The organism is Clostridium sp. CM038 (genome assembly GCF_055081105.1).
This window is the reverse complement of record NZ_CM143651.1, coordinates 2,638,029-2,659,468: the sequence shown is the minus strand read 5'-3', so window position 1 is coordinate 2,659,468 and position 21,440 is coordinate 2,638,029. Positions and strand designations below refer to the sequence as shown.

The window sequence follows — 21,440 nt, the reverse complement described above, 5'->3', positions numbered from 1 at the left end:
TTAGTAAAATCAATTTAAAATAAGGGATGGGTAACTACCCTTCCCTTATTTTAATGACATTTCAGGAGGAAAGACTCCCACTTATATAAGTGGGAGTTAAATACCTTAACAAGAATAAAACTTAAGTGGGAGTAAAAATATCCCTATGAAGTCATTGATATGCAGCTCCGCAGGATATGATTTAATGTACACAGCTCCGCAGGAGATGAGTTATGTAAAGAAATATTAGCAATATGCATAGAAAAACTATATAATAGTGATGGTTAAATTATTTTAAGGATTACTTTATATTAGAGATTAGTTTATAATATAGAAGTATATATATTTTAGGTGGTGAAAAGCTAGATGTCAAAAAAAGATTATTATGAAACTCTTGGCATAGAAAGAGGTGCCAGTGAGGAAGAAGTTAAGAAAGCTTTTAAAAAGGGTGCATTAAAGTATCATCCAGATAGAAATCCAGATAATAAAGCGGCGGAAGACAAATTCAAAGAAATGAATGAAGCGTACCAAGTTTTATCTGATTCAGAGAAAAGATCAAGATATGATCAATATGGTACAGCTGATGCAAATGGAGCAGGCTTTGAAGGTAGCTCTGATTTTTCAGGATTTGGTGGTTTTGGAGATATATTTGGCGACATATTTGGAGGTGGAGGATTCTCTTCAAGAAATCAGAATGGACCTAAAAAAGGTGCAGATTTAGAATATAATCTAAACCTGCATTTTGAAGAGGCCGTTTTTGGGGTAGAAAAAGAGATATCCATTACAAGAAATGAAAAATGTGGGGATTGCAGTGGTAGTGGTGCTAAAGCCGGTACTTCGCCTAAAACATGTGATAAATGTGGGGGAGCTGGGCAGATAAAAGTACAGAGAAACACTGCCTTTGGAAGTTTTGCTAGCATGAGCACTTGTGATAAGTGTGGTGGCAAGGGTCAAATGATTTCTGAGCCATGTAAAACTTGTCATGGTTCTGGGAAACAGAGAAAAAACAAAAAAATTAAAATTGATGTTCCAGGTGGAGTTGATACTGGAAATGTTATGCCTCTAAGAGGTCAAGGGGAACAGGGTGAAAAAGGTGGCCCATCAGGAGATTTGTATATAAATATTAGAGTAGCTCCTCATAAAAGTTTTAAGAGGAATGGAACTGATATTCATATAGAATCTCATATAAGCTTTGGGTATGCAGCTATGGGAACTGAGATTAAAGTGCCAACCGTTGATGGAGACGTTAAATACAAGGTTCCAGGAGGAACACAATCTGGGACTGTATTTAGACTTAAGGGTAAGGGAATACCTAGAGTAAACGGACATGGAAGAGGAGATCAATACGTAAAGGTTATTGTTGATATTCCAAAAGCGATGAATGATAAGCAAAAGGAAGCTTTAAAACTATTTATGGAGGCTAGTGGCGAGAATGTAGATTTTTTTGAAGAAAATAAAAAGTCTATTGTAGATAAAATATTTGGCAAATAATAATAAAAACTCCGTTTTGTAAAACGGAGTTTTTTATTATAAATAAGGAGATTAATAATGAATAAAGATTGGATTGAAGTAACTATAATAACAAGTAGTGAGGCTGTTGAAGCTGTATCTGCAATGCTATACAATACGGGAGTCGAAGGGGTCTCTATTTTAGATCCTTTAGATTTGATTTTTAGACGGGATCATACTACAGATTGGGACTATTTTGATGAAACTATTATAGATACAAAGAGTGGGGTTGTAATTAAGGGATACTATAAAAAGGATGAAAAATTTGAAAAGCACTTAGAAGATATTAAAGCAGGGGTAAATAATTTGCCAAAGTGTGGGTTAGACAAAGGTGCTGGATCTGTAACGGCAGATAAAGTAAATGAAGAAGACTGGGAAAATAACTGGAAAAAGTATTATAAACCAATAAAGGTAGGGGAAAAGATAGTTATAAAGCCTATATGGGAAGAATACAATAAAAATACTGATGAAATAATTGTGGAACTAGATCCAGGTATGGCTTTTGGAACTGGATCTCATGAGACTACTAGAATGTGTATAAAGGCACTTGAGAGGCACGTGGACGCTAATTCAACAGTTTTTGATATAGGAACAGGTTCTGGGATATTAGCTATTGCTGCAGCTAAGCTTGGGGCTAAGAAAGTCATAGGAGTTGATTTGGATCCAGTAGCAGTAGACTCTGCAAAACAAAATGTTAGCTACAATGATATAGGTAACATTGAAATATTATACGGAGACTTAATGGAAGTTGTTAAAGGAAAAGCGAATATAGTTATAGCTAATATAATGGCTGATATAATTATATTTTTGACGCAGCAAGTTAAGGCGTTTATAGTAGAAGGTGGATATTTTATATCTTCGGGGATAATTTTAAGTAAAAAAGATGATGTAATAAATAAGTTAACTGAGTGTGGCTTTAAAATTGAAGAGATAAATATAGAGGGTGAATGGGCTTGCATAGTTGCAAAGTTATAGCAAAATAAGGTGCATGAAAATAGACCAGTATATTTATTTGAATGTACCAAGGCTTAAGGAGAATAAATAATGCATAAATTTTTTGTATCAAAAGATAGTATAGATGGAAACAATGCTGTTATTGATGGTGAGGATGTAAAACATATATATAAGGTATTAAGGCTTCAAATCGGGGATAAGGTAAGTGTTAATAACTGTGAAGGTAAAGAATATGTAGGTGAAATAACCTTTATAGATAAAAAGGCAGTAAATGTAAATTTATTAGAAGAAAATTCTATAAATAATGAAAGTCCTATTGAAGTACACTTATTTCAAGGTATGCCTAAATCAACAAAAATGGATTTAATAGTTCAAAAAAATACGGAACTTGGGGTTAAAGCAATAACACCTATAATTACAGAGAGAGTAGTAGTTAAAACTGATCTTAAGGAGTTTAAAAAGGTGGATAGATGGAATAGGATAGCACTAGAAGCCTGCAAGCAGTGCAAGAGAAGTCTGGTGCCTCAAATAAATGTTCCTATAAAGTTTGACAACTTATTACAAGAACTAAAGTACATGGATTTAGTAGTGGTTCCCTATGAAAATGAAGAAGGTTATGGTATAAAAAAATTAGTAGAAAATATAGAGAAAATACATATTAATAAAGTTGCTATTGTAATAGGGCCAGAGGGTGGATTTGAAGAAAGTGAAATATTAAAACTTAAAGAAATAGGAGCAAGGATCGTTACTTTGGGACCGAGAATACTTAGAACTGAGACTGCAGGCTTTACATGTTTAAGCCTTATAATGTATGAACTGGGAGACTTGGGAGGGAAGGTGTAATGAAAGTTGCAATCGCTACCTTAGGATGTACGGTAAATTAGTATGAATCAGAAGCAATGATAGGAAGTGCAAGAATTATAAAAATTTTGAGCAATAAATATATGTAGCAGGAGAAAAAAAAATTATGTTGAATACTATAATATAACTAAGGTTGAGTAGTCACGGAAACTAATATGTAAAACTTAATTATGTATAGAGTCATTATAGTGCTATAAATTTTATGTTCAGAGAGCAGTTAGGAATAAAAATAGGTATAGCAAACAAGCCTACACGATGCAGGAATTTTCAGAAAAAAGTACTTAATTGTCAAACAGCTACTCTAATAAATTTAAAATACTAAAACCTGAAACTTTAAGTCTTGCATCTAGATGAATATTAATTCCAGCAATCATAGTCATAAATGAATAACGTTTTTTACCATGTATTCGTAAAGTATGAATTTTATAATCATTTAGAATACGATTGTTTATACGTTCTGAGCAGGTTCTAGTTTTATAAATAGTTTTCCATTGTTTTGAGCCGCGAGGCACAGGAGTAAACAACCGCAAATCCCATGATGGTTTAGTGTAGATTACTCGCCCATAAGGTGAAGGTGAGCACTGTTCACAGCAAGAGCAACTAGCAACCTTTTTTAAAACTAAAGGGCAACGCCATTTAAGGCGTGAACGACTTTTTTCATAACCGTTATAGACCATTTCATGGCCACCAATACAGATAGGAAATCCTTTTTCATTAATATCTAGAGTAACTGGATATTTTGAATTTCCTTTGTTTTTGGAGTTCAGATCAATAAAGGGATTAATGTTCCATTTAGAACATAATTCATATGTAGGGTAGTTATCATTAGCTGAGTCAAGAACATAATTTGATATAGTGAACTGCGGTAACAGTTCTCTAAATTCAGCTAATGCTACTATTCCAGTGACACTGTCGTGTCTGCTTGCCTCTACAAATCGTAGATAAATAGGTAGATCTATCTTATATTTTTTATTATAGACAGATAAAGCATAGAGAGTGTAGCCATAAAACCAACGATTTTCATGGCTGTCCCAACCCCAATTAGCATTTATGTCAGAAAGTCTACGAGGGCATTTGCAATCGTAAATTCCATTTTCACGGCAGTCACAAACTTTAGAACCATAGTAAGAAGACTTACAGTGAACACAAGTACCATCGCCGCCAACTGTAAGGTTATCTTTTTCTATTAAGTTAAGATTAAAAGAGGGTTCTACAGCAACTAATGAGAATATTTTTTGAAGCAGCCTTTCGGCTCTTAGGGAAAATGAGCGACCAGCTTCAAAAAAATCTGAAATTCTCTTAACAACACCAGTTTTTTTATTAGGAAGCTTTTTATTTTTCCCGGGTGCCTTAATTTTAGAGGGTTTCTTCTTATACGAATATATTTTTTTTAGGTTTACCCTGTCGGTAGACAGATTTGAAAGCCATAATCTAGAGATAAAATCATAATGAGCACCAAGTGATGGGACATTATTTTTAGTGCAGCCTATACAGGTTGCAAGTAACTCACAGGCATGAATCTTTTTAACCCAGTTGGTAATGCTTGTTTCCTTTTGAAAAAGCATTAAAGAAAATGAACGAAATATCTCAGGTTGAAGAGTTGCAGGTCTACCAATATTAGAATAATAAGGTTTTAATATCTCTCTAAGAATATCTAAGTCTAAGCAATACAACTTAGAGATAGAAGGTTCAAGTTCTATAATTTTTTTAGGAAAAGCTTTGTAGAAACATGAGAGATTTAAAATAATAAATTGCTGATAATCAGCATGAGAGCTCCAATTTTTAAGCATAAAATAATCCTCCTATTAAAACATGTCTTTAAGAGGAGGACCGCAAAATTTTACAGGCTTGTCAAGTGTTTTATGCAAAAAAAGTGGGGGAATCAACAAAAATTAATGATACTAAAAATGAGTAATCACAGGAGCTAAGGAGTTTCCGTGAAAGCTCAGGTTATGCAAGGAGGTGATTATGTGGAAGAGGAAGATTGTATTTTTTGTAAAATAGTAAAAAAGCAAATCCCTTGTGAAATGGTTTATGAGGATGAAAAAATTATAGGATTTAAGGACATAAGCCCTGAGGCACCAGTACATGTTATAATTATTCCAAAGCAGCATATTGCTGACTTAAATTGCTTAAAACAAGAGGAATCAGAAATAATAGGTCATATATTTATTGTCGCAAAGAAAATTGTAAAAATTCTAGGAATTGCTGATAGTGGATATAGAATTATAACTAATTGTGGAGAACAAGGGGGACAAACCGTTCAACATATACATTTTCATCTGTTGGGTGGAAGAATGCTTAAGTGGCCACCTGGTTAGCATATAAGGTTTATTCAAACAAATAATGAGGCGGTATTCTAATTTACTTTACAAAATGTTGAATTTTTAAAAGTATTTTATATATAACAAAACAGCAATGAAAATGTTGACATAATGTAAAAGTGTGTTGTATAATAAAAAATGTGCTATTTAGGCCCCGCATTAGCTGCTTTTAAATTGAATTGAGCTAGCGGAGGGAGGGATAATGATGTCAGAAATTAAGGTTGGAGCAGACGAGACAATTGAGAATGCTTTAAGAAGGTTTAAGAAGAAGTGCGCAAGAAGTGGAGTGCTCGGAGAAGTAAGAAAAAGAGAACACTATGAAAAACCAAGCGTTAAGAAAAAGTTGAAATCAGAAGCTGCAAGAAAGAGAAAATTTAAATAAAATTTTTAAAATGGAAACAGGCAATGTTAGAGTGCCTTCCTCAGCAGTTAACTAGATTAGAAATTATAGAGCTATTCAAAAAGGCAGTTGTGTAATTGGTGGATAATGGCATAAAATACATTGAAAAAATTATGTTTGCCTTATTGCTTAAAGTTATAAGTAATGCAGATGGTAAGCTTATTAGTGAAATAGTAAAATAGTAAAATAGTATTTGAATAAATGAAAGACTCAGCGATTGCTGAGTCTTTTTTTTATTGAAAAAAATTATAAAATTTAAAAACTGTAATTTGTTAGACTTTTTTTTCATAAATTTAATATGAAGTATTTTATGAGGTGAGTGTATGGATAATAAATTTTATAAAACGAAAGAAATTATAGCAAGTAAGTTAGAATTGCCAAGAGATATCCTGTTAGATTTACCGAAAATAACTATTTTAGCTAACAGTGAAATAAATATAGAAAACCATAAGGGTGTAGTAATCTTTGAAGAAGAAGAAATAAAAATAAATTCCAATGTGGGTCCGATTTCGATATACGGTAAAAATTTTAAAATACTATTTATAGGGGGAAACACAATAACTTTGAGTGGCAACTTTAAGTCGGTTGTGTATGAAAGTCATGAATAATTTTAAAAAATATAAAAAAGGTAATATCACAATGGAAATACAATCATTAATGCCAGAAAAGTTTATAAATTTATTGTGGAGAAATGGTATTCAAGTTAAGAACATAAAAAAAATAAATATAACAACTGTAGTTTTAGAAGTGAGATTAAGCGACTATGGAGAGATTAGTAAAGTGGCAAAACGAACAGACACTAGAGTTAAAATTATAGTAAGGAGCGGAGCAGCATTTTTTTTAATAAAGTTAAGAAGTCGATCTGCACTTCTACTCGGAGTAATCTTGTTTGGGAGCGTAATATATTATTTATCTACATTTGTATGGAATATAGAAATCAATACGGAAAATTATATAAGCCCATATGAATTGCGTCAACAAATTAAAGGTTTTGGGATAAGACCAGGACTTAAAAAGAAAAATATAGATGTTTATGATATTGAAAATAAAATCACAAGAAGTAATGATGAAATAATGTGGGTAAAAGCAAGGATTGACGGTGTTAAGCTAAAGGTTGATGTAATAGAAAGACAATCACCGCCTATTATAATTAGTAACCAAACACCCTGTAATTTAGTAGCAAGCAAACATGGTATGGTAGTTAGAGTATACACTACGGAAGGTACAGCCGTTGTAGAAGCCGGGAAAATGATACAAAAGGGGGAGCTGTTAGTTAAAGGAGAGCAGGGCAAGGAGGAAAATGTTTATCCTGTACATGCGAAGGGGGAAGTTATAGCAAAAACTTTTTACGAGGAGATTAAAGAAGTGCCATTAAACAATATATCAAAGGTTAAAACAGGAAACAGTATAAGCAATTTATATATTAAATTTGCAAATAAAAAAATTTATCTAAAAAATAACATAATTCCATATAGTAATTATGATAAAATAGAAAATAACAGTAAGTTTATAAAAAAAGAAATCTACTATGAAATTGAAGAAAAAAATATACCTGCGGATGAGGGTAAGGTAGTAGAGGGGATGTATTCTAATATTTTAAAAAATTTAGACAAAAGTGTAAAAATAATAGATAAAATTAAAGATGTAAAAAAGGAGAAAGATAAGTATCTAATAAGAGTGGTGGTAGTTGCTGAAGAAAATATTGCTTCAGAAGGAGAAATAACACCCGAAAAAGTGAGTATACCCGAAAAAAAATAGTGCATCTCAAAAAACATTAAACATTAAGAAAGAAAATATGTTTTTATAGTTTACTCGAGAAGAAAAGGTGGGGATGGGATATGAAAAATATAAGGGAACTTATGAAGCTTAATAAAGCAAAATCATATTTGATTTTTATAGTTACGGCGATTATAATGTATTCAATTTTAGTAACAGCTTTAGTTCCAAAAAAGTATACAATAAATGTGGGAAGTATTGCAAAAGTAGATATAAAAGCTCCTAGGGAAGTTGAAAATGAAGGAGCCACAGAAATCAATAGAACAAAAGCTGTAGAGAGCGTAGGAAAAAAAACAATTAAAGTTTCAGTAAATGACAAGGCTATAGAAAATATCGGTAAATTATTTTCAGCAGTGTCCCAGTTAAACACTAGTAAATCACCCGAGAATAATAGCGTAGACGCATCTAAAAAAACATTATCGGAAGAGGAAAAAATAGATTCACTCAAAAAGAGCAACCCAATTCCTAATTTTACCGATGAGAATTATCAGACTTTAGTAAATTTAGAAATTAAAAAAGCCAAGGAATTAGAAATATTTCTTAAAGATACGATAACAACCCTTTATGATATAACCACAATAAATGAAAATAAACCCGAGGAAATTATATTGGCAAAGGGGATTATTGCTACACTTATTAATAACTCAAATTTTCCTAAGGAAATAAGAACAATAGGGATGTCTATCGCAAATGTAGAGGTTCGTCCTAATTCAATTTATGATAAAAAAAGTACAGATGTGTTAATAGAAGAAGCAAGGAAAAGTGTTAAACCTGTTATGATTAAGAAGGAACAGATCATTGTAAAAGAGGGGGAACCAATAACCTCTGAGCAAAAGGCACTTTTAGAATCCTTAGGGCTTCTAGATAATACTAGTAATTTTGAATGGTCATTATATACAAGTGTAGCAGCGCTTGTATGTCTAGTAATATTACTTCAATGGTTTTATTTATATAAGTATCATACGGCAATTTTTAATGATACAAAAAAATTAGTTATGATTAATCTTCTTAGCATCATAGCTATACTACTGGCTAGAACATTAGGTATAATTTCTTTGTTTGTAATTCCATTAGCCTGCGTGCCAATGCTTATGACCATTTTAATTGATGATGAAGTATCAATAGCTCTAAATATTCTTAATTGCATTCTAATTAGTGTTGCAGTTAATTTTAATTTTGAAATAACAATATTAGCTGTGCTAAATTCTATTGTTGGGGTTATGATATTAAAGAAAATGCAACAAAGAAACGATATATTATATTCAGCTATATATATTGCAATAATAAACCTTATGGTGTATCTATCTATGGGATTTTTGCTAAGCAATAGTATAATTGATGTTTTAAAAAAGGCAGGACTAGTGTATCTCGCAAGTCTTATATCTGGAGTACTTACTATAGGATTTTTGCCGTTTTTTGAAAGCTTTTTTGATATAGTGACTACAGTGAAACTTTTGGAACTATCAAACCCTAATCACCCACTACTAAAGCGGCTACTTTTGGAGGCTCCAGGAAGTTATCATCATTCTGTGCTTGTAGCTAACTTGTCAGAGGTTGCAGCAGAAGCTGTTGGAGCGAATCCTGTTCTTGCAAGGGCTGCTGCATATTATCATGATATTGGGAAGATAAAGAGACCATATTTTTTCAAAGAAAATCAATTAGGAAATGATAATCCACATGAGAGAATAACTGCAAATTTAAGTACACTTATAATTATCTCTCATGTAAAGGATGGGTTAGAGCTTGCAAAAGAATTTAAAATACCTAAAGTAATTCAAGATATCATTAGGCAGCATCATGGGACGACTTTAGTTAATTATTTTTATATAACTATGAAAAATTCTAGTGACAATCCAGATGAAGTTAAAGAAGAAGATTTTAGATACCAGGGACCGAGTCCTGAAAGCAAGGAAGCGGCAATTATAATGTTGTCAGATATAGTGGAAGCAGCTGTAAGATCAATTCCAAATCCTACGAAAGGTAAAGTTGAGGAAATGGTTAATAAGCTAATAAAAAGCAGACTTAATGATGGACAACTAAATAATTGCGATTTAACTTTAAAAGATTTAGAAAAGATAAGAAAGGCATTTTTAAAAGCGCTTTCTGGAATATACCATGAGAGAATAGAGTATCCAATGGACAAATGGCAAAAAGATAAGGAACATGAAGATAAAAAAATGAGGCTAGAATAAAGGAGTAAAAATAAGTATGATTTTTATTGATAATAGGCAAAATAAGATTGAAGTTTCGAGTGAACTTGAAACTGTTATAAAAAATGTCATTGAGTATACGCTTAAAGAAGAAAAACTTTTTATAGATAATGAGGTAAGTGTTATCTTTATTGACAACGAAGAAATCAGAAAAATAAACCTAGAGCATAGGGGAATAGATAAAATTACAGATGTGCTATCTTTCCCTATGTTACATTATCCAGAAAATAAGGTGTTTAAAGATGTGTATGTAAATTATGAATTTGACCAAAGTGATTTATATGATGAAAGGCTAGTAATTGGGGATGTTGCATTATCCCTGGAAAAGGCGAAGCAGCAAAGTGAAGAGTTCCGTCATTCATTTACTCGCGAATGTGCGTATCTTACAGTGCATTCAATTTTACATCTGTTAGGTTATGACCACATGGAGGAAGACCCAAAAGATATTATGAGAAAAAGAGAAGAAGAAATATTGAACAATTTTAAAATATCTAGGTAGGATACACTTATGGTTAGTTTCATGTGTCTTACTGCATGAGAATATTTTTAAAGGTGGTTAAGGATGAAGGTTAAGAAATTAGTTGATAGTTTTAATTATGCTATTGAAGGAATCATATATTCCATTCGCACGCAAAGAAATATGAAGATACATATGTTAACTACAATAGTAGTGCTTACTGCCACTTTTTTTTATGATTTGTCAAAGATTGAACTTTTAATTATTACCATGACTATAACAATGGTCATAGTTGCTGAAATGATAAATACGGCAGTAGAATGTGCCATAGATGCTACAACAAATTTTTATCATCCACTAGCCAAAATTGCTAAAAATGTCGCTGCTGGCGCAGTACTAGTAACCGCTATAAATTCAGTCTTAGTTGGTTATGTGATATTTTGGGATAGAATAACTCCTTTTAACATGACAGTTATGTTAAAACTTAAAAAATCTGACCCTGACATGATCTTTTTTATGCTGGTTATAATTTGCATTGCTACAGTAATAGTTAAGGCAATTTATGGAGAAGGAACACCACTCAGAGGAGGAATGCCTAGCGGTCACAGTACCATAGCTTTTTCAGTAGCTACAGCCATAACATTATTAACGAATGAACCTTTAATTATGGTGTTATCATACTTGCTAGCTGTAATTGTTGCACAAAGTAGGGTTGATTCAGAAATTCATTCTATCTTGGAAGTGGTTTTTGGTGGTGTTTTTGGGACTTTATTAACATTGCTACTATTTAAAATTTTAGGATAATTAATTTTTTTATGTCTAATGACTAATATCCGAAATATAATTATAATATTATTGAAATACTAATATTTAGTGATATAATTGGTATACGTGATTTTTCGTGTATATGTGAAGAATAACTGTCAAATTATTTGAATAGGAGTGTACTAATGGATTATAAAAAGTTAGCTAGAATAGCAATAGATGCTAGAGCAAATGCATATGTGCCATATTCGAAATTCAAGGTAGGCGCAGCAGTTGTTACTGAAGATGGGTCAATATATACTGGATGCAATATTGAGAATGCTTCCTATGGAGCTACTAATTGTGCCGAAAGAACAGCAATTTTCAAAGCTGTATCTGAGGGGCATAAAAAAATCAAGGCTATTGCTATAGTTGGAGATATGTCAACTAATACCTATCCATGTGGTATTTGCAGACAAGTTATAGTAGAATTTGCCACAAATGATATTGATATTATATTGGTAAAAAATGAAGAAAATTATATAATTAAGACTATGGATGAAATTTTACCAGGTGCTTTTACTAAAGAAGATTTATTAAAGTAAGATAACAAATAATTAATAAATACTATTTACTAAAGATAATCAAAAGGAGGATATATGTTTAAATCGGGATACGTAACTATTATAGGACGACCTAATGTAGGAAAATCTACATTAATAAATTATATTATGGGGGAGAAATTATCAATTGTGTCTAATAGACCCCAAACTACAAGAAATAACATACAAACCATTTTAACTACTAAAGAATCTCAAATAATATTTGTAGATACTCCAGGAATGCATAAACCTAGACATAAACTAGGAGAATATATGGTTAAAGTAGCAAAGCAATCTGCTAGTGAAGTAGATGTTATATTATTTATAACTACGCCAGGAGATGAAATTGATAAAGGTGATATGCATATTCTTGAACAATTTAAAGATACTAAGATACCCGTGTTTTTATTAGTTAATAAGATTGATGAGAATACTCAAGAGAGGGTAGCTAAAACTATTCAAGGTTATTCTGAGTATTTTAATTTTAAAGAAATAATACCAATTGCAGCTATAAAAGGTAAAAATATTGATATAGTTACTAAACTTGTAGAAGAGCACATTCCAGAGGGACCTTTATATTACCCAGAAGATATGATTACAGATCAGCAAGAAAGATTCATTATTACTGAAATTATAAGAGAAAAAGCTTTGAAATTATTATCGCAAGAAGTGCCTCATGGAATAGCAGTAGAAATTATTTCTATGAAAAGAGATAAAAAAGAGATCTACAATATTGAAGTTAACTTGCTTTGCGAAAAAGATTCTCATAAGGGAATAATAATTGGAAAAGGTGGAAAAACCCTAAAACAAATTTCTACTTATGCAAGACAAGATATAATGAAATTATTAGGAGAAAACATACATCTGAGATTATGGGTAAAGGTAAAGAAGGAATGGAGAGATACTTCGAGTATTTTGAAAGAGTTAGGATATAAATAGGGGATGATTTTCTGTCAATTTTAAAAACTAGGGCCATTGTTATAAAGACACAAGAGTTTAAAGAGACTGACAAGTTAGTTTGGCTTTTTACTGAAGAATTTGGAAAAATAACAGCCATAGCAAAGGGAGGCAGAAAAAATAAAAGCAGATATATATCATCGACCTTACCTTGCTGCTATGGAGAATTTGTGCTTTTTAAAGGGAAAAATTTATATACAATAAATGAAATTACAATTATAGATTCTTTTCAGCAATTATTAAGGGACCTAGATACAATTACTTATGCCTCGTATTTTAATGAATTAATTGATATAACAATGGAGAATGAAGAGGTTAATAAAGAACTTTTTATAAATTTAGTTACTGCCTTTTATTTCATAAAAAATGACGTTATGGATATAGAAGTCCTAGCCAGAACTTTTGAAATAAGAATTCTAAAGGCAACAGGTTATGCATTAAATTTTAACTACTGCGTTAAATGTAGAAAAAAAATAACCATGTCTAATAACATTGATTTAATATCTTATGGTCCAATTTGTAAAGAGTGTGAAAAATTAAATAGTATATATATTTCAAATCCTACATATAATACATTAAAATTCTTAAACAATTTTGGTATGGATAAAATTAATAGAATTATTGTTTCAAAAACATCCAAGCTCGAGTTGTATAAAATTTTATCCTTTATTATTTCCCAAAATTATACACGTAAGCCGAAGAGCTTAGAAATGTTTAATTACTTAATGACATTTCAAAAGGAAAGTCGCCCACTTTTATAAGTGGGTGAATAACAATGAATAATTGTTATTTACAACTGGACAAATTATAAGGAGGAATATTTTAATGGCAGAAATTACACTAGAGAAGATTGATATTGTTAAAGAACGAACAGGAGTTACGTACACTGATGCTAAGGAAGCATTAGAAGAATGTGATGGTGATGTAGTTAATGCTTTGATTTATATCGAAGCAAAACAAAAAAAAACTGAAAAATTTAATATGAAAGAAATGTACACGACTAAGGATGAATTTGTAACTTGGATAAAAAATACAGCACGAAAAGGAACTGTAACAAGAATAAAAATAAAAAAAGATGAAACTGTGATTATAGATATACCTGTTAATGCTGGTATTGCAGCAGGTCTCGTTGGATTATATATGCCCTCTTTAATTGGCATAGGATTATTAACAGCAGTAATCACAAAGGTTAATATTGAGATAACTAAAGAGGACGGTTCTGTGGAGTTTATTAATACTATTATTAAAAACACAGTTGAAGAAGTAAAAGGCAAAGTGAGTGATATAAGTGAAGATGTAATAGAAAAAATTAATGAAACAAAAGACAGTCTTAGCAAAGGTAGCAAAGATATCAAAGATAGCAATAATGAAAATGTATATCAATATACTGTTAAATTTGATGAGCAGAAAAAAGAAGAAGAAAAGAGTAACTAATGTATTCTCTTTTCTATATTTTAAAACTTTGATCAATGCTATTTTCACTTATATAAAGCCAGCAACTTATTAGTTGCTGGCTTTATATAAGTGAAAATCTAACTATATCTTAAACAAAAAGTGATTAAATCATGATACATTTGATTGTAAAAACGTGGTATAATGTTAGGAAGGGTATGTAAAAATTTAGTATAACATCATTTTGTGGAAACGTTTTATTTCAAGTATATACCATTTTAAAAAGCCTGAGTAAGGTTAAATAATCTTCTGCGAAGCTGTAACATTAACGAATTCATAAGGAGACTTTCCTTCCGAAATCTCGTTAATATGGTGTTAATGTAGTTAATGGTATATTTATATACTAATTATCATATATAATTTAGAAGGAGTTGGGTTAAAATGGAAAACAGAAAATATGTATACTTATTTAGTGAAGGTAATATGTCAATGAAAAACCTTTTAGGTGGGAAAGGTGCAAATCTTGCAGATATGACAAGTCTTGGGATTCCAGTTCCACAGGGATTCACAGTAACTACAGAAGCTTGTAATAAATACTATGAAGATGGTCAATTGATCGCATCCGAGATTATTCATGAAATTCATGCTAAAATGGCTGAACTTGAAAACATTACAGGAAAGAAGTTTGGAAGTTTAGAAAATCCATTACTTGTATCAGTTAGATCTGGGGCAAGAGCATCGATGCCTGGTATGATGGATACGATCTTAAATCTTGGATTAAATGATGATACAGTAGAAGTTATGGCAAAATTAACGAATAATCCAAGATTTGCTTATGACTCTTACAGAAGGTTTATCCAAATGTTTGCTGATGTTGTTATGAATATTGAAAAAAGAAACTTTGAAAACATGATGGATAAAATGAAAGAAGAAAAAGGCGTAAAATTTGATACAGAATTAGATGCGAGTGACCTAAAAGAATTAGTTAAACAATTTAAAGAATTCTACAAAGAATATAAACGTGAAGAATTTCCAAGTGATCCTAAAAGTCAGTTAATAGAGGCTGTTTCGGCAGTATTTAGATCATGGGATAATCCTCGTGCAAATGTATATAGAAGATTAAATGATATTCCAGGAAATTGGGGAACTGCGGTAAGCGTTCAAGAAATGGTATTTGGTAACAAAGGAGAAACATCAGGAACGGGTGTTGCTTTCTCAAGAAATCCATCTACAGGAGAAAAAAGAATATATGCTGAGTACTTAATGAATGCACAAGGGGAAGACGTTGTTGCAGGGATAAGAACACCACAAGATATATCACAACTTGAAAAAGATATGCCAAAAGTATATGAAGAATTCATGGGAATTGTTAAGACCCTCGAAACTCACCACAAAGATATGCAAGATATGGAGTTTACAATCGAAGATGGAAAATTATACTTTTTACAAACAAGAAACGGTAAGAGAACGGTGCAAGCCGCATTAAAAATTGCGGTAGAACTCGTTGAAGAAGGAATGTTATCAAAGAAAGAAGCTATAATGAAGGTTGAGCCAAAACAACTAGATACATTACTCCACCCTAACTTTGATGCAAAAGAATTAAAGAAAGCTATAGTAATAGCTAAAGGCTTACCAGCATCTCCTGGAGCTGCCTGTGGAAAAGTTTACTTTACGGCTGAAGATGCAAAAATTAAACATGAAGCTGGAAATAAAGTTATCCTTGTAAGGCTTGAGACCTCACCAGAAGACATCGAAGGTATGGTTGCTGCAGAAGGTATCTTAACAGTGAGAGGTGGAATGACATCGCACGCTGCGGTTGTTGCAAGAGGAATGGGGACTTGTTGTGTTGCTGGATGCTCAGACTTAAAAGTTAATGAAGAAGCTAAGAGTTTCCAAATTGGACAAACGATATATAATGAAGGCGACTTTATTTCAATGGATGGAAGTACAGGAAATGTATACGCTGGAACAATTAAAACGGTTGAGCCTGAAATAAATGGTTATTTTGAAATATTTATGGGCTGGGCTGATGAAATAAGAAGATTAAAAGTTAGAACTAATGCCGACACTCCAAGGGATGCTGCTCAAGCAGTTAAATATGGAGCTGAGGGTATAGGACTATGTAGAACAGAGCATATGTTCTTTGATGCCGATAGAATAATGGTTATAAGAGAAATGATTGTTGCTAAAGATGAAGATTCAAGAAGATTAGCATTACAAAAATTATTACCAATGCAAAGAGAGGACTTTATAGGAATCTATGAAGAAGTTGAAGAAAGACCAACTACAATCAGATTTTTAGATCCACCGCTACATGAATTTTTACCGCATGCTGATGAAGATATAAAAGAATTAGCAAGAGACATGGGAATAACTTTTGCAGAGTTAAAAGCTACTGTTGAATCATTGCATGAAGTTAACCCAATGATGGGACATAGAGGATGCAGACTTGCAGTATCATATCCTGAGATAGCTGAGATGCAAACTAGATCGGTTATTGAAGCAGCTATAGATGTTAAAACTAGAAAAGGATACAATATTGTTCCAGAAATAATGATTCCTTTAGTTGGGGAAGTTAGAGAATTAAAATATGTTAAAGATATAGTAGTAAGGGTAGCTGATCAAATCATAGCTGAGTCAGGCATTGATTTAAAATACATGGTTGGTACAATGATTGAAATACCAAGAGCCGCACTTACAGCTGATTTAATAGCAAAAGAAGCAGATTTCTTCTCATTTGGAACAAATGACTTAACGCAAATGACTTTTGGATTTTCAAGAGATGATGCTGGAAACTTCTTAAAACATTACTATGAAAAGAAAGTTTATGAATTTGATCCATTCCAAAAATTAGATCAAACAGGAGTAGGCAAACTCGTCAAAATGGCAGCTGATCTTGGACGAGAGGCTAATCCGGGTATAAAACTTGGGATATGTGGAGAACATGGTGGAGATCCATCTTCTGTTGAATTCTGTCATAATGTAGGACTTGATTATGTATCATGTTCACCATTTAGGGTTCCGGTTGCAAGACTTGCAGCGGCTCAGGCTGAAATAAATAATCCGAGAAAAAAATAATATTTAAATGTAATTAATCAATTAAAAGTAAAAAGCCACTGCAAAGCAGTGGCTCAGACCGTTGACAAACATAAAATGTAAAACACTCTAATTTAAAATTGGAGTGTTTTTTTTCATATTCAAAAAGGATTTTAGGACATCAATGTCGAATATATATAGTATACAAACTTTATAATTCGGAGGGCATTATTATGATTAATGAAAAGAACTTCACACAACAAAAACTAGAAATGGTGTATTTAGAAGATTTAGTTCCTAAAGACCATATTCTGAGAAATATAGATAAATACATGGATTTCTCTTTTATAAGAGAACTGACTAAAAAATATTACTGCTTAGATAATGGAAGACCTGGCGTAGATCCTATTATACTTTTTAAAATGCTGTTTATTGGGTACTTATTTGGAATAAAATCTGAACGACAACTTGTAAAGGACATTGAAGTAAATGTGGCTTATAGATGGTTTCTAGGACTAAGTCTTACTGATCCTATTCCAGATCATTCAACAATTAGCCAAAATAGACGTAGACGGTTTAAAGGTACAGATGTGTTTCAAAAAATATTTGACGAAGTAGTATTTAAGGCTATAAATCTTAAGATGGTAACCGGTAAAATACTTTACACAGACTCTACACACCTAAAAGCAAATGCTAATAAGCGAAAGCTTGTGAAAATTGAAGTTGAAAAAACGCCGAAAGAATATGTAGCTGAACTTAATAAAGCAGTGGAAGAAGATAGAATAAACCATGGTAAAAAACCTTTAAAGGAAAAAGAACCTGTTACCAAAATAAAAGAAACTAAAGTTAGCACAACCGACCCCGACAGTGGATATATGATGAGAGATGGCAAGCCGGAAGGCTTCTCATATTTAGATCACAGAACTGTCGATAGCAGACATAATATAATTACTGATGTGTATGTTACTCCTGGAAACATAAATGATGTTGATCCTTATATCGATAGATTAGATGTGCAAATAAAAAAGTTTAATTTTAATACAAAATATGTTGGTGCAGATGCTGGTTATGCTACAAATCTTATATGTAAAGAACTATATGAGAGGGAATTAAAATCTGTAATGGGATACCGTAGGTCTCCACATACAAAAGGAATGTACACAAAAAATAAATTCCAATATGTTAAAGAGCAGGACATTTACGTATGCCCTGACTTAAGGGCTTTACATTATAAAACGACAACAAGAGAAGGATATAAAGAATATGTTGGTAATGCAAAATATTGCGAGATATGTCCAAATAGAGCTCAATGCTTTTCTGCAAAAAGCAAGTTTAAAACTATTAGAAGACATGTTTGGGAAACGTATAAAGAAGATGTTGTAAAGTTCACCAGAACAGATAAAGGCAGAAATATATATAGAAGAAGAAAAGAAACTATAGAGCGAAGCTTCGCAGATTCAAAACAACTGCATGGGCTTCGCTATTGCCATATGCGTGGATTAGAAAATGTGCAAGAGCAGTGTCTGCTTACAGCAGCAGTGCAGAATATGAAAAAGATAGCTAGCCTGCTATCTTTACTGTTTTTTGATTTTCTAACTAAGAAGATAGTTGTTATTTTAAATTTATCCATAACTCAAAATGCTATCGCATAATTGCATGTAAAAAAACCAGTATAATAAAAAAAATATACTGGGTTTGTAAACAACCTGAGCCACTGCAAAGCAGTGGCTTTTTACTTTTAACAGAATTAAAATATCAAATTTATTATGTTATTTTAAATTTACTTTTAATATACGTTTTAAACTTTTCAACAAAATCTAATTGATATTCATTATTGTTAGTTGCGTTATCTAGCAGGCGTAAGAAGGCTTTTTTATTACATTTGTTAATATTACTATAATAATCTCTTGATATTTTCCAATATCTTTGGGGGAAAGCCAAATAAACAAAAATATATTTGTAATCATCCAAGGTTAAAGGTAGGATTTTATCATATAATTCTAAAAAATTTATTGCTAGCTCTAAATCCCATTTTGTACTATCTCTTTTCAGTAGGCGCCTTAAACAATAGGAAATATCATGGGCGCAAAAGTCATTTCTACATTTATCAAAATCAATTACCCATATTTCATTATTAGTATCAAATATAATATTTTTATTAACATAGTCAAGGTGGCATAATGATTTTGTAAGATTATTGGGGTTGATATCATAAGCAATGTTTGCAGAATATTTAGCTAGCTTACTACTTGTTTCAAAATGATTAAGATATAGAGTTGAAAAGGCATCATTATATTTATAAGCCAAATTAGAGGAATTAAGAAGGCCTTCATAGTGTTTATATATGGAAGGGCTCAAAGGGCTAAAGTCCTCTTTTATGGAACTTCCATATATAGGCATAAAGTTAATGCTGACTTTATGCATATTTGCAAGGTTGGTACTACATAATAGAATATGATTAATATTATCATAATCACATTTTATACCATTAATCCAGGGGGTGAGTATAAATAACATATTATTATAGTTTACAAATCTGTTATTTGTGTTTGTAGGAAGTATGCGAGGTACATGGATATTATTTCTGTATAACCATTCTATAGCTGAGTATACAAATAATAAATCGTTTATAGAATAATAAACTTTTTTTAAACAATAGCATTTACCAAAGTCTTGCACTTTATATACAGCCCTTTGTTTATCTGTATCTTTAAATTTGATTTGCGTGATATCAGCATTAGTTAAGTTATATTGAGGCAGAATGTGTCTTTTTACATTTTCGGCAGACAATAAATTTATGTTATTAAAGTTTTTAGCCGTAGATGGCATCTTAACACTCCTAAAAAATTATTACATTATTAGGATATTAATAAAACTTTAATATTATACATTTAACATTAAAAAAGGGAAATTAATTTGATTCGTAGAATACTAACTAAAGCGTCTTTAAAAAATAATATGCATACTTATCAACCGTTTTTAGAAGATGCCTAAATTTAGGAGGAAAACCATGGATATTCGCAAAAAAATAGAAACTAATGAAGGTAATAGCATTATACGATATGGGGCGTTATCTCTAAACTCAAAAGGAAGGAAAGTATTAGAGGATAAGGATGAGGTAAGAACCTGTTATATGGTGGATAGAGATAGGATAATACATAGTAAATCATTTAGAAGATTGAAGCATAAAACTCAAGTATACATAAAGACTAGTAGTGATCACTATAGAACAAGATTAACACATACCTTAGAAGTTGCACAGATAGCTAAAACTATAGGGAGAGGCATAGGCTTAAATGAAGATTTAATAGAAGCTATAGCAATGGGTCACGATATAGGGCACGTACCTTTTGCTCATAATGGTGAAGAGGTGCTTAATGATATTTTGCCACAAGGATTTAGGCACAATGAAAATAGTATTAGAGTTTTAACAAAAATTGAAAAATTAGGTGCTGGTCTTAATTTGAGCGCGGAAGTGCTAGATGGAATTCTCAATCATAGTGGGTTTTCTTCTAAAATTGGAAAGGCTTCAACACTTGAAGGTCAGGTTGTTAGGTATAGTGACAAGATTGCATACGTAAATCATGATATAGACGATTCTATAAGAGTAGGATTGTTAACTGAAGCAATGCTACCTCCAGGTGCTATTGAAGTATTAGGGGCAAATCATGGCAAGCGAATTGATACTTTAGTTAAAGACTGTATTTATAACACCATAAATAACTTAGATATAGGGGATATAGGTGTATCACTTAGTGAAGGTGTTGGAAGTGCATTGGGTGAATTAAGAAATTTTATGTTTGAAAATATATACAAAGGTGAAATCTTAAAGGCAGAAAGACAAAAATCACAATTTGTGGTAACTCATGTATTTAAACATTACTATAATAATCCACTGGCTATGCCGGACTTTTATAAAAGCATAGTTAAGTATGAAGGTCTACATATAGGAGTAGCAGATTATATTTCTGGTATGAGTGATGACTATTGTTTAATGCTTTTTAATGATTTATATGTGCCTAGGGTTGTTATTTATTAAAATATGATAGAAACAAATATTGGGTTTGGAAAACATATTAATATAAAATTTATAAATAAAAAATAAAAAATACAAATATTGAAGGAAATTTGTGTTTTATAAAGAATATAGTATAAGCAAACATAATTTTTTTTAAAAAAAATGATTTTAAAGAAGGATAATACACTTTTTTGTCGAATAAAATTATATTGTGAACTTAT

General features: G+C 31.5%; 19 protein-coding genes. 17 read left to right on the top strand and 2 right to left on the bottom strand.

All coding sequences use genetic code 11. From position 1 onward, the window contains the following. Positions 1-345: 345 nt before the first annotated feature. From dnaJ to ACWJKS_RS12295, 3 genes are all read left to right on the top strand, one after another. Complete coding sequence (gene dnaJ / locus ACWJKS_RS12305) at positions 346-1,470, top strand: molecular chaperone DnaJ (RefSeq protein WP_165413733.1); 1,125 nt, start codon at positions 346-348, stop codon at positions 1,468-1,470. A gap of 57 nt (positions 1,471-1,527) precedes the next feature. After that, positions 1,528-2,463, top strand: coding sequence for a 50S ribosomal protein L11 methyltransferase (gene prmA, locus ACWJKS_RS12300; RefSeq protein WP_462959676.1), 936 nt, complete (start codon positions 1,528-1,530; stop codon positions 2,461-2,463). Between the two features lie 69 nt (positions 2,464-2,532). Next, complete coding sequence (locus ACWJKS_RS12295) at positions 2,533-3,285, top strand: 16S rRNA (uracil(1498)-N(3))-methyltransferase (protein ID WP_462959675.1); 753 nt, start codon at positions 2,533-2,535, stop codon at positions 3,283-3,285. 314 nt (positions 3,286-3,599) lie between these two features. Here ACWJKS_RS12295 and ACWJKS_RS12290 read toward each other — a convergent pair whose 3' ends face one another. Continuing rightward, positions 3,600-5,093: a hypothetical protein gene (locus ACWJKS_RS12290; protein ID WP_462959674.1), complete on the bottom strand. Its 1,494-nt coding sequence runs from the start codon at positions 5,091-5,093 to the stop codon at positions 3,600-3,602. Positions 5,094-5,273: 180 nt separating this feature from the next. Between ACWJKS_RS12290 and ACWJKS_RS12285 the strand changes: the two genes are divergently transcribed. The 13 genes from ACWJKS_RS12285 to ACWJKS_RS12225 all read left to right on the top strand — a co-directional run bounded on the left by ACWJKS_RS12285 (position 5,274) and on the right by ACWJKS_RS12225 (position 18,853). After that, complete coding sequence (locus ACWJKS_RS12285) at positions 5,274-5,624, top strand: histidine triad nucleotide-binding protein (RefSeq protein WP_462959673.1); 351 nt, start codon at positions 5,274-5,276, stop codon at positions 5,622-5,624. 208 nt (positions 5,625-5,832) lie between these two features. After that, positions 5,833-6,009 (top strand): 30S ribosomal protein S21, encoded by a 177-nt coding sequence (gene rpsU / locus ACWJKS_RS12280; protein ID WP_165413737.1) that lies wholly within the window; start codon positions 5,833-5,835, stop codon positions 6,007-6,009. Positions 6,010-6,350: 341 nt separating this feature from the next. Next, positions 6,351-6,635, top strand: a complete 285-nt coding sequence (gene yqfC, locus ACWJKS_RS12275; protein ID WP_165414659.1) for a sporulation protein YqfC — start codon at positions 6,351-6,353, stop codon at positions 6,633-6,635. Further along, a complete protein-coding gene (gene yqfD / locus ACWJKS_RS12270) occupies positions 6,628-7,785 on the top strand; it encodes a sporulation protein YqfD (RefSeq protein WP_253198057.1) in 1,158 nt (385 codons plus the stop codon). The genes yqfC and yqfD overlap by 8 nt, the downstream gene beginning before the upstream one ends. 80 nt (positions 7,786-7,865) lie before the next feature. Next, the gene (locus tag ACWJKS_RS12265; protein ID WP_462952893.1) at positions 7,866-9,995 is read left to right on the top strand and encodes an HD family phosphohydrolase; all 2,130 of its coding nucleotides are present in this window, start codon (positions 7,866-7,868) and stop codon (positions 9,993-9,995) included. A 16-nt stretch (positions 9,996-10,011) separates the two neighbouring features. Beyond that, a complete protein-coding gene (ybeY, locus tag ACWJKS_RS12260; protein WP_216301804.1) occupies positions 10,012-10,512 on the top strand; it encodes an rRNA maturation RNase YbeY in 501 nt (166 codons plus the stop codon). A gap of 63 nt (positions 10,513-10,575) precedes the next feature. Continuing rightward, positions 10,576-11,274: a diacylglycerol kinase gene (locus tag ACWJKS_RS12255; RefSeq protein WP_165414663.1), complete on the top strand. Its 699-nt coding sequence runs from the start codon at positions 10,576-10,578 to the stop codon at positions 11,272-11,274. Positions 11,275-11,420: 146 nt separating this feature from the next. Further along, entirely contained in the window at positions 11,421-11,819 is a 399-nt protein-coding gene (locus tag ACWJKS_RS12250; RefSeq protein ID WP_216301805.1) for a cytidine deaminase, read from the top strand. Positions 11,820-11,873: 54 nt separating this feature from the next. After that, on the top strand, positions 11,874-12,755 hold the full coding sequence (gene era / locus ACWJKS_RS12245) for a GTPase Era (RefSeq protein ID WP_165414665.1): 882 nt from the start codon (positions 11,874-11,876) through the stop codon (positions 12,753-12,755). Next, the gene (recO, locus tag ACWJKS_RS12240; RefSeq protein WP_462961078.1) at positions 12,752-13,534 is read left to right on the top strand and encodes a DNA repair protein RecO; all 783 of its coding nucleotides are present in this window, start codon (positions 12,752-12,754) and stop codon (positions 13,532-13,534) included. Before era ends, recO begins: the two co-directional genes overlap by 4 nt. Positions 13,535-13,598: 64 nt before the next feature. Further along, positions 13,599-14,207 carry a DUF4342 domain-containing protein gene (locus ACWJKS_RS12235; RefSeq protein ID WP_216301806.1) on the top strand — a complete coding sequence of 203 codons (609 nt, stop codon included), beginning with the start codon at positions 13,599-13,601 and terminating at the stop codon, positions 14,205-14,207. Between the two features lie 399 nt (positions 14,208-14,606). After that, positions 14,607-17,243 carry a pyruvate, phosphate dikinase gene (ppdK, locus tag ACWJKS_RS12230; RefSeq protein WP_216301807.1) on the top strand — a complete coding sequence of 879 codons (2,637 nt, stop codon included), beginning with the start codon at positions 14,607-14,609 and terminating at the stop codon, positions 17,241-17,243. Between the two features lie 191 nt (positions 17,244-17,434). Beyond that, entirely contained in the window at positions 17,435-18,853 is a 1,419-nt protein-coding gene (locus ACWJKS_RS12225; RefSeq protein ID WP_268064117.1) for an IS1182 family transposase, read from the top strand. A 112-nt stretch (positions 18,854-18,965) separates the two neighbouring features. Here ACWJKS_RS12225 and ACWJKS_RS12220 read toward each other — a convergent pair whose 3' ends face one another. Continuing rightward, positions 18,966-20,030 (bottom strand): CotS family spore coat protein, encoded by a 1,065-nt coding sequence (locus tag ACWJKS_RS12220; protein WP_462959672.1) that lies wholly within the window; start codon positions 20,028-20,030, stop codon positions 18,966-18,968. Positions 20,031-20,211: 181 nt separating this feature from the next. Here ACWJKS_RS12220 and ACWJKS_RS12215 point away from each other — a divergent pair, with 181 nt between their 5' ends. Further along, a complete protein-coding gene (locus ACWJKS_RS12215; protein WP_462959671.1) occupies positions 20,212-21,240 on the top strand; it encodes a deoxyguanosinetriphosphate triphosphohydrolase in 1,029 nt (342 codons plus the stop codon). The last annotated feature ends 200 nt before the right edge of the window (positions 21,241-21,440 follow it).

Excerpts from the sequence above, each read along its gene's own strand:
- ACWJKS_RS12235 (WP_216301806.1), top strand. The coding sequence starts at position 13,599 with ATGGCAGAAATTACACTAGAGAAGATTGATATTGTTAAAGAACGAACA.
- rpsU (WP_165413737.1), top strand. The coding sequence starts at position 5,833 with ATGTCAGAAATTAAGGTTGGAGCAGACGAGACAATTGAGAATGCTTTA.
- ACWJKS_RS12255 (WP_165414663.1), top strand. The coding sequence starts at position 10,576 with ATGAAGGTTAAGAAATTAGTTGATAGTTTTAATTATGCTATTGAAGGA.
- ybeY (WP_216301804.1), top strand. The coding sequence starts at position 10,012 with ATGATTTTTATTGATAATAGGCAAAATAAGATTGAAGTTTCGAGTGAA.
- ACWJKS_RS12290 (WP_462959674.1), bottom strand. The coding sequence starts at position 5,093 with ATGCTTAAAAATTGGAGCTCTCATGCTGATTATCAGCAATTTATTATT.
- ACWJKS_RS12225 (WP_268064117.1), top strand. The coding sequence starts at position 17,435 with ATGATTAATGAAAAGAACTTCACACAACAAAAACTAGAAATGGTGTAT.
- ACWJKS_RS12265 (WP_462952893.1), top strand. The coding sequence starts at position 7,866 with ATGAAAAATATAAGGGAACTTATGAAGCTTAATAAAGCAAAATCATAT.
- ACWJKS_RS12215 (WP_462959671.1), top strand. The coding sequence starts at position 20,212 with ATGGATATTCGCAAAAAAATAGAAACTAATGAAGGTAATAGCATTATA.
- ACWJKS_RS12295 (WP_462959675.1), top strand. The coding sequence starts at position 2,533 with ATGCATAAATTTTTTGTATCAAAAGATAGTATAGATGGAAACAATGCT.
- ppdK (WP_216301807.1), top strand. The coding sequence starts at position 14,607 with ATGGAAAACAGAAAATATGTATACTTATTTAGTGAAGGTAATATGTCA.
- dnaJ (WP_165413733.1), top strand. The coding sequence starts at position 346 with ATGTCAAAAAAAGATTATTATGAAACTCTTGGCATAGAAAGAGGTGCC.
- yqfD (WP_253198057.1), top strand. The coding sequence starts at position 6,628 with ATGAATAATTTTAAAAAATATAAAAAAGGTAATATCACAATGGAAATA.
- prmA (WP_462959676.1), top strand. The coding sequence starts at position 1,528 with ATGAATAAAGATTGGATTGAAGTAACTATAATAACAAGTAGTGAGGCT.
- ACWJKS_RS12250 (WP_216301805.1), top strand. The coding sequence starts at position 11,421 with ATGGATTATAAAAAGTTAGCTAGAATAGCAATAGATGCTAGAGCAAAT.
- era (WP_165414665.1), top strand. The coding sequence starts at position 11,874 with ATGTTTAAATCGGGATACGTAACTATTATAGGACGACCTAATGTAGGA.
- ACWJKS_RS12220 (WP_462959672.1), bottom strand. The coding sequence starts at position 20,030 with ATGCCATCTACGGCTAAAAACTTTAATAACATAAATTTATTGTCTGCC.
- yqfC (WP_165414659.1), top strand. The coding sequence starts at position 6,351 with ATGGATAATAAATTTTATAAAACGAAAGAAATTATAGCAAGTAAGTTA.